The sequence below is a fragment of the Pedobacter kyonggii genome (assembly GCF_004310665.1).
In the GTDB taxonomy this organism is placed as follows: Bacteria; Bacteroidota; Bacteroidia; order Sphingobacteriales; family Sphingobacteriaceae; genus Pedobacter; species Pedobacter kyonggii.
On the sequence record NZ_SIXF01000015.1, the window covers coordinates 15,364 to 28,362 of the forward strand.

The window sequence follows — 12,999 nt, forward strand, 5'->3', positions numbered from 1 at the left end:
TGCGAACTTAAGGTGTTCGTTAACCTTCTCTTTCTTGAAGAGTTTTAACAATTCCTGCAATTTTGCTACCGCCTGATTGAAGCGCAGATAGAACATTTTTAGCTGGTGACTGTAATAATCCAATGATATCCCCAATAAGCTCTTCTCTTGATTTTAAGCTTACTAAGTTATTCAATTGGTCGTCGCCAACGTATACTGATGAATCTATATATGCTGCTTTAAGCACTGGTTTATCAGAAGTTTTTCTCAAAGTTTTAATCAACTTAGCCGGAGCGTTTGCTGTTTTTGAGAATAATAATGATGATGAACCTTTAAGGGCTTCGTATATCTCAGAAGCATCGCCATCTAAACCTTCAATCGCTTTGCGGATTAAAGAGTTCTTAGCAACCTTCATTACGATATCACCTTCGAAACATTTGCGGCGGATGTTATTGATCTGCTCTACAGAAAGGCTAGATGTATCAGCAATATAAAAATTGCCAAACTCTTGCATTTGTCCTTGTAGCTCTAAAACTACTTCGTTTTTTTCTTCTCTGTTCATGATTAGATCCCCGCTACTGATTTTGTTTCAATTGCAATCCCAGGACTCATTGTAGAAGACACGTGAATGCTCTTAAAATAAGTTCCTTTTGCAGCAGATGGTTTTAATTTAGAAATTACTTGAATAATCTCAAGTGCATTCTCATAAATTTTGTCTGCTGGGAATGATACTTTTCCTATCGAGGCGTGTATGATACCCGTTTTGTCTACTTTAAAATCAATTTTACCTGCTTTAACCTCTGTTACAGCTTTACCAACTTCGTTAGTTACTGTACCAGATTTTGGGTTAGGCATTAAGTTCCTTGGACCTAAAACACGGCCCAATTTACCTACCTTAGCCATACAAGCTGGTGTAGTGATAATAATGTCTACATCGGTCCAACCACCTTCAATTTTAGCTACATACTCGTCTAAACCTACGAAGTCTGCGCCAGCTGCTTTTGCTTCTTCTTCCTTATCAGGAGTTACTAAAGCTAAAACACGTACAGTTTTACCTGTTCCGTGTGGTAAAGTAGCAATACCACGTACCATTTGATTGGCTTTACGCGGATCTACTCCTAAAGATACATCAATATCAACTGAAGCATCGAATTTAGTAGTAGTGATTTCTTTTACCAAAGCAGCAGCATCCTTCAAAGTATAAGCTTTACCAGCTTCTATCTTAGCATGTGCCTTTTTTTGATTTTTAGTTAATTTCGCCACTGTTGTAAACTGTTTTTTAATTAATTGTTCCAGGGTGCGTCACCAGAAACGGTGATTCCCATACTGCGTGCTGTACCGGCAACCATACTCATTGCAGATTCGATCGTAAATGCATTTAAATCAGGCATTTTATCTTCAGCAATAACTTTAATCTGGTCCCAGGTCACCGATCCAACTTTTTTACGGTTAGGCTCAGCAGAACCACTCTGTAATTTAGTAGCATCTTTTAACTGGATTGCTACCGGAGGGGTTTTGATGATGAAATCGAATGACTTATCAGCATAAACAGTAATTACAACTGGCAATACTTTACCTGCTTTATCTTGGGTACGAGCGTTGTACTGTTTGCAAAACTCCATAATGTTCACCCCTTTAGCACCTAATGCAGGTCCTACTGGTGGCGATGGATTTGCCGCTCCGCCTTTGATCTGTAATTTGATCATTGCACTGACTTCTTTTGCCATTTTGTGTTTTTTGTTTATTTAAAACTCAATGTTAAATATTGGAAGCATGTAACATTTAATTCCTCATAGCTCCTATAAAGCTTAAAGGACTGCAAAGATATGGATAATCTTGCAGTCCTACAATAGGTGAGGTAAAATTATTATTTTTGTAATTAAAATGTACTCTCATTGTTTTCCTTTCAAAGTAACCCCATCTTGTTTAGGAGGGCTAAGGAACAAGGGGCCTTTAGTCGTTCTAATACCTGTTGTGCTTTTTCAGATAGCTTATTATTATTTAAGATTATTTCAAAACTAATTAACCTCTCGGGGCAAGCTGGCGTCAACTATAGGCTTCAATACGATTAAGGGTTTTCCATAAACCGTTTCAGGGATTAAGTTTGCTATGCTATTTAAAAACCCAGTTTCATAATCTATACAGTTATCAGTTGTTTTATAACAATAATAAGAAAAGAGCACAATCTTTGAGGCGTACTCATTAAATTTAAAGTTGTGTGTTTTAATTCTTTTTAATAACGAATTATCAAGTGCATATAATCGTTTTGTTTCGGAGTTCAATTTACTTGAGTAATACAGGGTATCAATTTTTCCTTCTGCATCAAAAGAAAGTGCTATCGCAAAAAAATGTGCAAAATTCTTTTTAGTACTATCATAGGCGTCTCCTTTTGTACCCTTTATAACCAAATTGCTTATGAACTCTGGCAACTTAGGTGTTTTCTGCCCAAATGCTATGCTACTCAATAGCATAACAAAAATAAATAATAGGTATTTCATATTTAATTACAATATGTTCCTTGTTTAGGAGATGTAGACTTATTCATATATTTTCCATTTACCTCATTTATTGCATCTCTTTGTTCTTGAGTTAGTTTACTTGTGTAAAGATTAGTTCCTTCTAAACCTCCCCAACTAAGAGCCCAAGCATCTTGACTACTTATATTCGGAAAAGCAATTTTTAAAGCACCTGTCATTAATATCAAATATTTATTGGCCATATCCTCATGCTGGGTTGAAATATTGTATTTCCCATCTGAGCCCATGGTTAATTTACTGAACATGTATGCGTGTAAAATCTCATGGTATATAGTACTTAATATATATTCTTGAGAATAGCCCGGCAGCTTGTTCGCATTTAATCTAATATCGAAATAAATTGAGGTTGCACTCGCTCTTCCAGCATCTCCAGAAATATTGTCAGGCAAAGTGGTAACATCTGTAAATGTTAAATTTAAACTTTCAAATTGTACGGTTCCTCCAAAAGTTTCATTAAGCATATTTCTAATCGTTGTTTTAGCACTTAATGCATTTGCCAATTGTGCTTTAATACATTGGTTTTTAACACTATCAATTATTTCTCTCTGCTCACAACTCTCTAAACCCGTAGTCCCGCCAATACAACCACAATTTGGTATTTCAATGGCAGAACCATTTACATTACCGTTGCAATCAACATAAGGATCAGGAGAACCATCCACAGGTTCAACATCTACCTCTTCGTACTGACCACCACCAGCACCGGAGCAACTAATACTATACGAGTAGCCTGTTAATTTTGGGAAACATGCTTCATAGCTTCCTTCTCGCTCAAAGCAAATTGTCGCATAAACCGGATAACCAAAAATACTACAAGACTGAGAAAATTTATCTGGACCTATTCCCATTTGTAATGTTTTTTGGGTATTTTTTATTCTTCGAAAAGTCGTTGTTTTTCCATGTTGATACTTCCAGCCATTCAAAAACGTTCCATTAAGACTGTAAAAATTGATATCTCCGCTGAACTCACCTACATTTCTAAAATGCATATCATGTAAATCAATTTTGTTATCCGAAATAATACTCATGTAATACCCTTTCGTTACATTATTCTTTAAATTCTTAATAAAGAGGAGCTTAAATAAATTTTTCGAAAAAAGTTCTTTACCCTGCTCCGGATTAATATCATACCTGCTTATAAAAACACCTTTTGGATTATCAAAATCAGCTTCGTAAATCAAAGTGTCGCCTATTTTAGACTCTTTGATTGTTTCCCATTTTGGATTTAATGACGCAAGTAGATTCGTATTCAAATTATTTGTATTCATAGTTTTATACAAATGTTTTAAATTTTCAATCTCGGAGATAGAAAGGTCATTATGTTTGTCCTTTTTACAAGAATAAATAATAACAGTAGTGGCAAGTAATAAAGTTAAAGCAAATAGATACTGCTTTAACGAGGCGTAATTTTTCTTCATTTTGTTAATTTAGATAATGATTATTTGAGAGATGAGATAAACGAATATAGTAATAAATTTTAAACTACAAATAAATTCTACATCAAAAGTATATAAAAATACAAATCGATCTAAAACAAAAAAAGCCTTAGAAAATAAATTCTAAGGCTCTTTGATATGTTAAATAATTTCTTATTCTTTTTCTACTTGCATGTAGTTAAGCTCAAGTGGCGTTTTACGTCCAAAAATCTTAACCATCACTTTCAGTTTTTTCTTCTCTTCATTTACCTCTTCGATAATACCTGAGAAACCATTGAAAGGTCCGTCCATCACTTTAATGCCTTCGCCAACGTAATAAGGCACATTCATTGTTTCACCCTGCTCGCTCATCTCATCAACCACACCTAAAATACGGTTAACTTCTGCCTGGCGCATTGGGATTGGATTACCAGCTTTATCACCCAAAAAACCAATAACACTATTAATTCCTTTAATGATGTGCTCTAATTCTCCATCTAATGTAGCTTCGATTAGAACATAACCCGGATAGAAGTTACGCTCTTTGGCAATTTTTTTACCATCTTTCATTTGGTAATATTTTTCCATTGGTATTAAAACCTGAGGAACCAAATGAGAGAAACCTAAACGGCTGATCTCAGCATCAATGTACTGTTTTACTTTCTTTTCCTTACCGCTAACAGCCCTTACAACGTACCACTTTAGATCGCTCATTAGTAAATATTAATTAGAAAGTGATTTATAAAAAGTATCTAACACAAATGTTGATCCTTTATCCATTGCAAAAATAACCAATGCAATAATTAAAGAAGCCACTAATACAAGAATTGCAGAACTTTGCAGTTCACCCCAGGTAGGCCATGTAACCTTCTGGGTCATTTCATCGTACGATTCTTTTATAAACTCAACTACTTTAGCCATATTTAATTTATTGAATGACAGAATGACTAAATGAGTGAATGATAATATTCGAAAGCTAACCTTCAAATTCAATCATTCACTCATTCAATTACTCAACCATTGTTTTGAGCACGGGAACAAGGATTCGAACCCTGATCAAAGGTTTTGGAGACCTCTATTCTACCGTTGAACTATTCCCGTAATTAGAAAGCAAAGTGCTTAAGCGTACTCAAACACTTTGCTTTTCTTATTTTCTTTAGTCCCGATAAATCGGGATTTAAGATTTATTTTAAAATTTCAGTTACCTGACCAGCACCTACTGTTCTACCACCTTCACGGATAGCGAAACGTAGACCTTTTTCCATTGCGATAGCGTTGATCAACTTTACAGTGATTGTAACGTTATCACCTGGCATTACCATCTCAGTACCTTCAGCTAGTGAAATCTCACCAGTAACGTCTGTGGTACGGAAATAGAATTGAGGACGGTATTTATTGAAGAATGGAGTGTGACGACCACCTTCTGCTTTTGATAATACATAGATCTCAGCTTTGAAATCAGTGTGAGGAGTTACTGAACCTGGTTTACAGATTACCATACCACGACGGATATCAGTTTTCTCAATACCACGTAACAATAAACCTACGTTATCACCAGCTTCACCATAATCTAAGATCTTACGGAACATCTCAACACCAGTTACTGTAGATTTTAAGTTCTCAGCACCCATACCTAAGATTTCAACTGGATCTCCAGAGTTGATCACACCACGCTCAATACGACCAGTTGCTACAGTACCACGACCAGTGATCGAGAATACATCTTCAACAGGCATTAAGAATGGAAGATCAGTTAAACGTGGAGGAATTGGAATGTAGCTATCAACAGCATCCATTAATTCCATAATTTTCGCTACCCACTTAGCATCTCCGTTCAAACCACCTAAAGCAGAACCTTGAATAACAGGAATATCATCACCAGGGAAATCGTAGAACGATAATAATTCACGAACTTCCATTTCTACTAATTCTAATAATTCAGGATCATCAACCATATCCACTTTGTTCATGAATACAACCAATGAAGGTACACCAACCTGACGAGCCAATAAGATGTGCTCACGAGTTTGTGGCATTGGACCATCAGTAGCAGCAACAACGATAATAGCACCATCCATTTGAGCCGCACCTGTAACCATGTTTTTAACATAATCCGCGTGACCTGGACAATCTACGTGTGCGTAGTGACGGTTTGCAGTTGAATACTCAACGTGCGCAGTATTAATTGTAATACCTCTTTCTTTTTCCTCAGGAGCTGAGTCAATTGAATCGAATGAACGTGCCTCAGATAAACCTGCATCAGCTAAAACTTTTGTAATAGCTGCTGTTAAAGTTGTTTTACCGTGATCGACGTGACCGATTGTACCGATGTTTAAGTGCGGTTTACTACGGTCAAATTTTTCTTTTGCCATTTTATTTATAACTAATTAGTAGGTTAACTTTTTATTAATTTTATTTATTGTTTTGATGCAATGCAACACAAAAAACCTTGTCTACCCTGCATATTAAACAGATTTAACAAAGCTTTATTATCCTGAGCCAACTATGGGAATTGAACCCATGACCTCTTCCTTACCAAGGAAGTGCTCTACCGCTGAGCTAAGTCGGCTTTTTAGTTTCCAGTTCCAGCCTTTTTTAGTTTTAAACAAATTAAAACTGTTACCGATAACTGCCCACTTTCTAATTTTTATTGGAGCGGAAGACGAGGTTCGAACTCGCGACCTATAGCTTGGAAGGCTATCGCTCTACCAACTGAGCTACTTCCGCTTTTAAAAACTAGTGATTGATTGAATGAAAGAATGATAGAAATAATCTCTCATTAAAACATTTGGTCGTTCATTTAAAGTGTGGGGAGAGAAGGATTCGAACCTTCGAAATCTTGCGATAACAGAGTTACAGTCTGTCCCATTTGGCCGCTCTGGAATCTCCCCATTTTTACTTTAAAATGCTAACACTTTAAAATAAAAAGAGCCTCCTATCGGAATCGAACCAATGACCTACTGATTACAAGTCAGTTGCTCTACCAGCTGAGCTAAGGAGGCTTTAAATTTTGTGCAATGATACGAAAAATCTTCATTTTTCATACTATTAACGTGTTTTTTTAAAACTTTTATCTTTTTAAAGAACAAGCCTTTTCTTCTTGGCCTAACACCGTTTCCGAAAGGGAATGCAAATATACACACTTATATTTCACTTCAAAATAAATTTGAAAAAAAATAGTGAAATTTTTAGCCCTCTCACTCAATTAAGACGATTTAAAATAATAGGTACTTCATAATCAGTCGCTTTGCTTCCGCTTAAAATTGTATTATTTTTTTTAACTTTTTCTGTGTTCTAACGAATATGAATCGGTTTTTAAGTTTAATTGCACTTGCCCTCAAGCCCTGGCGCTTTCCAGCTACCACTTATTATATCCTTTAACACCACAAAACTGTTTACATCCTTATTAAATTTTTAAAAAAAATCAATCGATACCATAATGTATTAGTCAAAAACAATAGTAAATTCCTCGCTATAGTCCATAAAAAAGGCAACATAATGATTAATCATGTTGCCTTTTCTTAAAATTATACTAATTTTTAGTAATCAGCAGCTTCGCTTTCGCTTAAAATTGCTTTATGCTCACTTAATTTTGCGCGTGTTTTATCTTTATGTTTAGTAATCTGCTTTCTTAACGATTCAATTGCCAGATCTGTGGCTTCTTCAAATGATTTACATTGTTCTTTAGCAAAGAGGGTCCCACCCGGTACAATGAGTTTTATCTCACTAATCTTATTGGCCTCGTCCTCTACGTTCTCTAACTTTAAATACACTTCTCCGCTAATGATCTGGTCGAAAAACTGATCTAGCTTATTTGCCTTTTTTTGTATAAAATCTAACAACTTACTGTCTGCACTGAAGTGGATTGATTGAACTCCGATTTTCATTTTTCCTCCTTTTTTTATGCCTTTGGATGGGCTTGTTTATAAATTGTTTTTAATCTTTCGATCGAATTGTGGGTGTAAACCTGGGTTGCCGCTAAGCTGGCGTGACCCAAAAGTTCTTTAATTGCATTTAGATCTGCTCCTGCATTTAGCAGGCTTGTTGCATAACTGTGCCGAAGCACGTGGGGACTTTTCTTCTCATTGGTTGATACGTGGTTTAGGTATGAGGTAACAATACGGTATATTAATTTTGGATATGCCGCTGCACCTGTATTGGTAACGATTAAGATAGGCAAATTGTTATTAAAGTTTTGCAACTTTTTTAGCTCAATATAGGTATTTACCTGATTGATAAGCTGTTTATTTACAGGAATGATCCGTTCCTTATTTCTTTTACCCAATACCTTTATTGTTCCCGAATAAATATCAATATCAGTATCTTTTAGCTGGAGTAGTTCTGTTAAACGCATGCCAGTACCAAAAAGCAACTCAATTACCAGATGATCGCGAACAGAAGAGAAACTTTCATTAAAATAATGCTCCGAGTCCAACAGCTGATCCATCTTTTGCGAATCAACAAATACGGGTAACCTTTTGGGTATTTTTGGTGCTTTAATTAAAACGGTAGGATTTTGATCAATCTTTCCGCTTCGCTGTAAAAATTTATAAAAGCTTCTTAATGTTGAAATTTTTCTATTGATAGTATGTTCTGATACTTTCTTCTCCATCAGGTCTACCATATAGCTCCTTAGGTGAATATGCTTAACTTCTAAAAAGTTTAGCTCGAATGTAATATTGACATACTCTTCAAACTGATCTAAATCTGTTTGATAAGAGGTAATGGTGTGCTGAGAATAGCGCTTCTCGTGAGTTAAATAGGTTATAAAACTTTTTAGCAACATTCAATATCTTTTTAAGAGGCATTGATATGAAGTTACAAATAGTTTTGATATAAAGAAATCATTAATTAATTGTTTATTGTAAAGTTTTTGATTTCTTTTTAAAACAAAAAAGTCCTCCCGATTTTACATCGGGAGGACTTTAACATATCTATATCTTAAACAACTATGCAGTTGTATCTTGATTCATATTCTGAATGTAAACAGCATGTTTAATTTCAGTACGGCGAGCAACGGATTTTTTCTCGTATGCTTGGCGACTACGTAGTTCTCTCAATACACCAGTTTTTTCAAACTTTTTCTTGAAACGTTTAAGGGCTTTATCTAATGATTCGCCGTCTTTAATGTTGATAATGATCATAACGCTGAAATACCTCCTCTCGTGGTTTTTAAAATTTCCCGTGCTATCGGGGCTGCAAATGTAAGCAAAATATTGAAAATGAGAAAGGTTTTATAAAAAGAAAATTTATTTAAATCGTTAGTTGAATTAAACTGTTGTTTACCTACATTTATATATACATTATATGATATGACAACAGGCAAAAAAGTAGGCATAATTATCACGGTTATAGTCGTTATTTTACTGGTAGCAATTTGCTATTATCGGTATTTCTTTGTTTTTGGCGAAGGCGTTAAAGCCGGAGAATTAAATTATGTAGTAAAGAAAGGCTATCTGTTTAAAACCTACGAAGGGAAATTGATCCAGAGTGGGGTAAAATCCAGACAAGCAGGAACACTACAAAATAATGAGTTTGAGTTTTCTATTGCAAATAAAGAAATTGCAGATAAAATGATGGCCAATAGCGGCAAGTTTTACGAACTCCACTATAAAGAATATAAAAATACCCTTCCTTGGCGCGGATTTAGCGTTTATGTGGTAGATAGCATTTTAACTACTAAAGATATACCGCAATAGGGCTTAGGGTTTAGGGTTTAGGGTTTAGGGTTTAGGGTTTAGGGGGAATTATTATTTTGAAGATTAGTTTTAAAACCTTACACCGTAAACCCTTTACCTCCTAACCTTTTTTCGGCACCTTCGCTCCTTCTTTCCTGGCTTCCGATAATCCGATAGCAACTGCCTGCTTTTTGGAAGTCACTTTTTTACCTGATCCGCTTTTAAGCTTACCCTCTTTCATTTCGTGAATGGTTTTTTCTACTTTCTCACCAGCTTTTTCTGAATACTTTGCCATGTCTTTAGTCTTTAGTCTTTAGTCTTTAGTCTTTAGTAAAAAACACTACTGGCCGGGTATTGGTTTCGAAAATTTTAAAACAAAAAAAATCCGGAGGTGGTTAAACCGTCCGGATTACTCATAATATATTTGGTTTATTATTTATAAGGTTGAAGACGAAAGGTTTAAGGCATGAGGTTCGATGCATAAGCCCTAAACCTTCTACCTTAAACCCCCTACCTTGATAATACTTCTCTGGCGATTACAATCTTTTGTATTTCAGATGTTCCTTCGCCTATTGTACATAATTTACTATCGCGATAAAATTTTTCTACCGGAAAATCTTTGGTATAACCATAACCGCCAAATATCTGAACAGCGTCTGTTGCTACCCTTACCGAAACCTCTGAGGCAAAATATTTCGCCATGGCCGATTCTTTCGTCATAGGCAAATGCCTGTTCTTTAAATCTGCCGCCTGGCGGATCAATAATTCGGCTGCTTCGATTTCGGTAGCCATATCAGCCAGTTTAAAACTAATGGCCTGAAAGCTGGCAATGGGCTGACCAAACTGCTGGCGCTGTTTTGAATAAGCTACTGCAGCATCAAAAGCACCTTTTGCAATACCTAATGCCAATGCCGCAATAGAAATCCTTCCGCCATCTAAAACTTTCATGGCCTGTTTAAAACCTTCGCCAACATTACCCAATAAATTAGCCTTTGGCACACGGCAGTTATCAAAAATCATTTCTGTGGTTTCTGATGCACGCATGCCTAATTTATTTTCTTTTTTGCCTGCTGTAAAACCTGGTGTACCACGCTCTACCACAATGGCCGAAATCCCTTTAGAGCTTCCCTGCTCCCCTGTTCTTACCATTACCACTGCAATATCGCCACTTTTACCATGGGTAATCCAGTTTTTTGCACCATTTATGATATAGTCGTCTCCATCTTCAACAGCGGTAGTCATCATTCTCAACGCATCAGAACCTGTATTGGCTTCGGTTAATCCCCAGGCACCAATCCATTCGGCCGTAGCCAGCTTGGGTAACCACTTTTGCTTCTGTTCTGCATTGGCAAATGCCATGATATGGCCGGTACATAAAGAGTTGTGTGCAGCCAGCGATAAGCCGATTGAGCCACAAACCCGGGCCACTTCTACAATTACATCAACATATTCCTGATAGCCCAATCCAGAGCCTCCATATTCTTCGGGAACCAAAACGCCCATTAAGCCCAATTCTCCGAGCTGTTTAAACAATTCGACAGGGAAATACTGTGTCTCATCCCATTCCATGATATGTGGACGAATGTTTTTCTCTGCAAAATCGCGGACCATGGCCTTTACACTCTGCTGAGTTTCTGTTTCTGAAAAATCGAAGCTTACGCTCATTAAATTTATATTTTAGTTAGTTGAGGCAATTATAAACAATTATTTGATAGTTAGTTACCATTAAATATTTGTGCAATTACAGAATGAAATGGTATTCGGTTCAATTAGTTTATCGGTTAATTTTAAACCTTGAAATTAGCGGTGAAATTTTTTTTCTATTTTTCTTACAACTATAGCCGAATAATTTTAGATAATGGCGTTTTCGATTGAACGAGAGGATAAGGTAATAACAGCTCAGGAATCTTTAAACAGCATCATGGATACTGAAACAAGCTCAGTATGACGGCTCGCAGGAAAAACTTACTGAACAGAAAGCATCTTTTGGCCAAAATGGATTCTTTTTAGACCTTGCAAGCAATTAATTCCTATAACTAAGCTGGAATAGGAGATACATAATTTTTAACTTGGTTATCTTTTTGCAAATCAGGTACAGCAGCGTTTGGCGTTATTCAGCCCTGCCCTCCACTTTACTCCGTTGCACTCCGTGTTCGTTCCGGTGAGGTTTAGGTGGCGCGGCCGGCACAATGATTTGGGTTTAAGCGCACTGTTCCTCCATAATTAAACCTGATTGAAACGAACACAAATCCCGATTTTTTTTTAATCGGGTGAGTAAAGTGTAAAGCAGGGCTTTCGGAACCGATTAGCACAATCATTGCTTTCCAAATCAAATTGAAAGTCTGTCTTTTTAAACCTTGCAAATAATTGAAATTGAATGGGCACGTTACTGCTTTTCAAAATGCTTAAAGTATAATCATGAGCTTCTAAAAAGAAATATAAGGCGTAATCTTATCAATAACCTGTTGGTTTAAAATGATGATCTTTTTTAAATCGGATGGGTTAGCATAATTGCCATGCTGCTTACGGTATTGAATAATGGCATTCATCTGTTTAAAAGAAAGATATGGATTACGCTTTAAATCGTTAAACGTTGCTGTATTTATATTTATTGTTTTTAATGGGGCATTACTGATTTCAATCTGGTCTTTAATTTCGGCATACTTATTAGAATCTAAGCCATAAACTTCGAGCAGCTGCTCTTTCTTGTAAAAACCGCCTAAACGTTCACGGTATTTAATAATTCTAAGCGCAAAAGTTCCGCCAATGCCTTTTATCTCATCCAATTGTGCAGAATCGGCCTTATTAATATCGACGATTACTAAAGTTTTTTCAGCATATTCCTTTTTTTCGAAGGGTGCATATTTTCTTGAGGCGTTGATGGACTGATCGGGTATGTTAACATAAGGCAATATCTTTTTATACATTTCCGGCGAAATGGTATACATTTTCTGAAGATCTTCAGCTCTGTAAAACTTACCGCCCTTAGCGGTATAATTCAAAATCGATTGTGCCTGTTTTGCTGATAAACCTAAAGTTTGCCAACCCAGTGCATCTAAAGTGTTGGGATTGAATTTGAAAAGTTTAACCGTTTTTTCGGGATTTGAATTTTCAATCCGGTCACGAATGGTATTGGCATATACCCGATCTGTTATGGTTATCTTCTGAATTTGTGCTAAAAGATCTGAACCATCATTTGAAACGGGCTGATAATAGCCATACATTATAGGTGTTGCCTTAATTACAATAATAATAAAGACCAGGAATAGCAATCCATTAAATTCACTTTTGCTAACACCAAAATTTTTGTTGAGCCAAATTCTCATTGATGCGATATGACATGTGTATTATAAATATAAATCTTATTTTTGGAATTGCAAAACAGAACAG

The 12,999-nt window shown here is 36.0% G+C and carries 15 protein-coding genes and 5 tRNA genes; 1 reads left to right on the forward strand and 19 read right to left on the reverse strand.

The genetic code is table 11. From position 1 onward, the window contains the following. Positions 1-19: 19 nt before the first annotated feature. The 16 genes from rplJ to rpsU form a co-directional block, all read right to left on the reverse strand. Positions 20-541 carry a 50S ribosomal protein L10 gene (gene rplJ / locus EYS08_RS15255; RefSeq protein ID WP_010601096.1) on the reverse strand — a complete coding sequence of 174 codons (522 nt, stop codon included), beginning with the start codon at positions 539-541 and terminating at the stop codon, positions 20-22. Between the two features lie 2 nt (positions 542-543). Further along, positions 544-1,242 (reverse strand): 50S ribosomal protein L1, encoded by a 699-nt coding sequence (gene rplA / locus EYS08_RS15260; protein ID WP_025143259.1) that lies wholly within the window; start codon positions 1,240-1,242, stop codon positions 544-546. Between the two features lie 20 nt (positions 1,243-1,262). Continuing rightward, positions 1,263-1,706 carry a 50S ribosomal protein L11 gene (gene rplK, locus EYS08_RS15265; protein ID WP_010601094.1) on the reverse strand — a complete coding sequence of 148 codons (444 nt, stop codon included), beginning with the start codon at positions 1,704-1,706 and terminating at the stop codon, positions 1,263-1,265. A gap of 291 nt (positions 1,707-1,997) precedes the next feature. Next, positions 1,998-2,477, reverse strand: a complete 480-nt coding sequence (locus EYS08_RS15270) for a hypothetical protein (protein ID WP_131030858.1) — start codon at positions 2,475-2,477, stop codon at positions 1,998-2,000. Positions 2,478-2,479: 2 nt separating this feature from the next. Then, on the reverse strand, positions 2,480-3,934 hold the full coding sequence (locus EYS08_RS15275; RefSeq protein ID WP_131030859.1) for a hypothetical protein: 1,455 nt from the start codon (positions 3,932-3,934) through the stop codon (positions 2,480-2,482). A gap of 171 nt (positions 3,935-4,105) precedes the next feature. Further along, positions 4,106-4,645, reverse strand: coding sequence for a transcription termination/antitermination protein NusG (gene nusG, locus EYS08_RS15280; protein ID WP_025143263.1), 540 nt, complete (start codon positions 4,643-4,645; stop codon positions 4,106-4,108). A gap of 9 nt (positions 4,646-4,654) precedes the next feature. Continuing rightward, positions 4,655-4,852, reverse strand: a complete 198-nt coding sequence (secE, locus tag EYS08_RS15285; RefSeq protein ID WP_029279332.1) for a preprotein translocase subunit SecE — start codon at positions 4,850-4,852, stop codon at positions 4,655-4,657. Positions 4,853-4,961: 109 nt separating this feature from the next. Then, positions 4,962-5,032, reverse strand: a tRNA-Trp gene (locus tag EYS08_RS15290). A gap of 83 nt (positions 5,033-5,115) precedes the next feature. Then, the gene (gene tuf / locus EYS08_RS15295) at positions 5,116-6,303 is read right to left on the reverse strand and encodes an elongation factor Tu (protein ID WP_057932476.1); all 1,188 of its coding nucleotides are present in this window, start codon (positions 6,301-6,303) and stop codon (positions 5,116-5,118) included. Between the two features lie 125 nt (positions 6,304-6,428). Further along, positions 6,429-6,500 (reverse strand) — tRNA-Thr (locus tag EYS08_RS15300). An 82-nt stretch (positions 6,501-6,582) separates the two neighbouring features. Further along, positions 6,583-6,658, reverse strand: a tRNA-Gly gene (locus tag EYS08_RS15305). 81 nt (positions 6,659-6,739) lie between these two features. Continuing rightward, positions 6,740-6,822, reverse strand: a tRNA-Tyr gene (locus EYS08_RS15310). A gap of 38 nt (positions 6,823-6,860) precedes the next feature. Continuing rightward, positions 6,861-6,933 (reverse strand) — tRNA-Thr (locus EYS08_RS15315). 537 nt (positions 6,934-7,470) lie between these two features. Next, entirely contained in the window at positions 7,471-7,818 is a 348-nt protein-coding gene (gene hpf / locus EYS08_RS15320) for a ribosome hibernation-promoting factor, HPF/YfiA family (protein WP_025143266.1), read from the reverse strand. A gap of 14 nt (positions 7,819-7,832) precedes the next feature. Beyond that, positions 7,833-8,717 (reverse strand): tyrosine-type recombinase/integrase, encoded by an 885-nt coding sequence (locus tag EYS08_RS15325; RefSeq protein WP_131030860.1) that lies wholly within the window; start codon positions 8,715-8,717, stop codon positions 7,833-7,835. A 163-nt stretch (positions 8,718-8,880) separates the two neighbouring features. Continuing rightward, positions 8,881-9,075: a 30S ribosomal protein S21 gene (rpsU, locus tag EYS08_RS15330; protein WP_086549247.1), complete on the reverse strand. Its 195-nt coding sequence runs from the start codon at positions 9,073-9,075 to the stop codon at positions 8,881-8,883. A 168-nt stretch (positions 9,076-9,243) separates the two neighbouring features. Here rpsU and EYS08_RS15335 point away from each other — a divergent pair, with 168 nt between their 5' ends. Continuing rightward, complete coding sequence (locus EYS08_RS15335) at positions 9,244-9,630, forward strand: hypothetical protein (protein ID WP_131030861.1); 387 nt, start codon at positions 9,244-9,246, stop codon at positions 9,628-9,630. Between the two features lie 100 nt (positions 9,631-9,730). Here EYS08_RS15335 and EYS08_RS25775 read toward each other — a convergent pair whose 3' ends face one another. The 3 genes from EYS08_RS25775 to EYS08_RS15345 form a co-directional block, all read right to left on the reverse strand. Continuing rightward, positions 9,731-9,904, reverse strand: coding sequence for a DUF6496 domain-containing protein (locus EYS08_RS25775; RefSeq protein WP_165456475.1), 174 nt, complete (start codon positions 9,902-9,904; stop codon positions 9,731-9,733). 215 nt (positions 9,905-10,119) lie between these two features. Beyond that, a complete protein-coding gene (locus EYS08_RS15340; protein WP_131030862.1) occupies positions 10,120-11,274 on the reverse strand; it encodes an acyl-CoA dehydrogenase family protein in 1,155 nt (384 codons plus the stop codon). Positions 11,275-12,035: 761 nt separating this feature from the next. Beyond that, positions 12,036-12,935, reverse strand: coding sequence for a ComEA family DNA-binding protein (locus EYS08_RS15345; protein ID WP_131030863.1), 900 nt, complete (start codon positions 12,933-12,935; stop codon positions 12,036-12,038). Between the last annotated feature and the right edge of the window lie 64 nt (positions 12,936-12,999).

Excerpts from the sequence above, each read along its gene's own strand:
- rplJ (WP_010601096.1), bottom strand. The coding sequence starts at position 541 with ATGAACAGAGAAGAAAAAAACGAAGTAGTTTTAGAGCTACAAGGACAA.
- rplK (WP_010601094.1), bottom strand. The coding sequence starts at position 1,706 with ATGGCAAAAGAAGTCAGTGCAATGATCAAATTACAGATCAAAGGCGGA.
- EYS08_RS15270 (WP_131030858.1), bottom strand. The coding sequence starts at position 2,477 with ATGAAATACCTATTATTTATTTTTGTTATGCTATTGAGTAGCATAGCA.
- EYS08_RS15275 (WP_131030859.1), bottom strand. The coding sequence starts at position 3,934 with ATGAAGAAAAATTACGCCTCGTTAAAGCAGTATCTATTTGCTTTAACT.
- nusG (WP_025143263.1), bottom strand. The coding sequence starts at position 4,645 with ATGAGCGATCTAAAGTGGTACGTTGTAAGGGCTGTTAGCGGTAAGGAA.
- secE (WP_029279332.1), bottom strand. The coding sequence starts at position 4,852 with ATGGCTAAAGTAGTTGAGTTTATAAAAGAATCGTACGATGAAATGACC.
- tuf (WP_057932476.1), bottom strand. The coding sequence starts at position 6,303 with ATGGCAAAAGAAAAATTTGACCGTAGTAAACCGCACTTAAACATCGGT.
- hpf (WP_025143266.1), bottom strand. The coding sequence starts at position 7,818 with ATGAAAATCGGAGTTCAATCAATCCACTTCAGTGCAGACAGTAAGTTG.
- EYS08_RS15325 (WP_131030860.1), bottom strand. The coding sequence starts at position 8,717 with ATGTTGCTAAAAAGTTTTATAACCTATTTAACTCACGAGAAGCGCTAT.
- rpsU (WP_086549247.1), bottom strand. The coding sequence starts at position 9,075 with ATGATCATTATCAACATTAAAGACGGCGAATCATTAGATAAAGCCCTT.
- EYS08_RS15335 (WP_131030861.1), top strand. The coding sequence starts at position 9,244 with ATGACAACAGGCAAAAAAGTAGGCATAATTATCACGGTTATAGTCGTT.
- EYS08_RS25775 (WP_165456475.1), bottom strand. The coding sequence starts at position 9,904 with ATGGCAAAGTATTCAGAAAAAGCTGGTGAGAAAGTAGAAAAAACCATT.
- EYS08_RS15340 (WP_131030862.1), bottom strand. The coding sequence starts at position 11,274 with ATGAGCGTAAGCTTCGATTTTTCAGAAACAGAAACTCAGCAGAGTGTA.
- EYS08_RS15345 (WP_131030863.1), bottom strand. The coding sequence starts at position 12,935 with ATGAGAATTTGGCTCAACAAAAATTTTGGTGTTAGCAAAAGTGAATTT.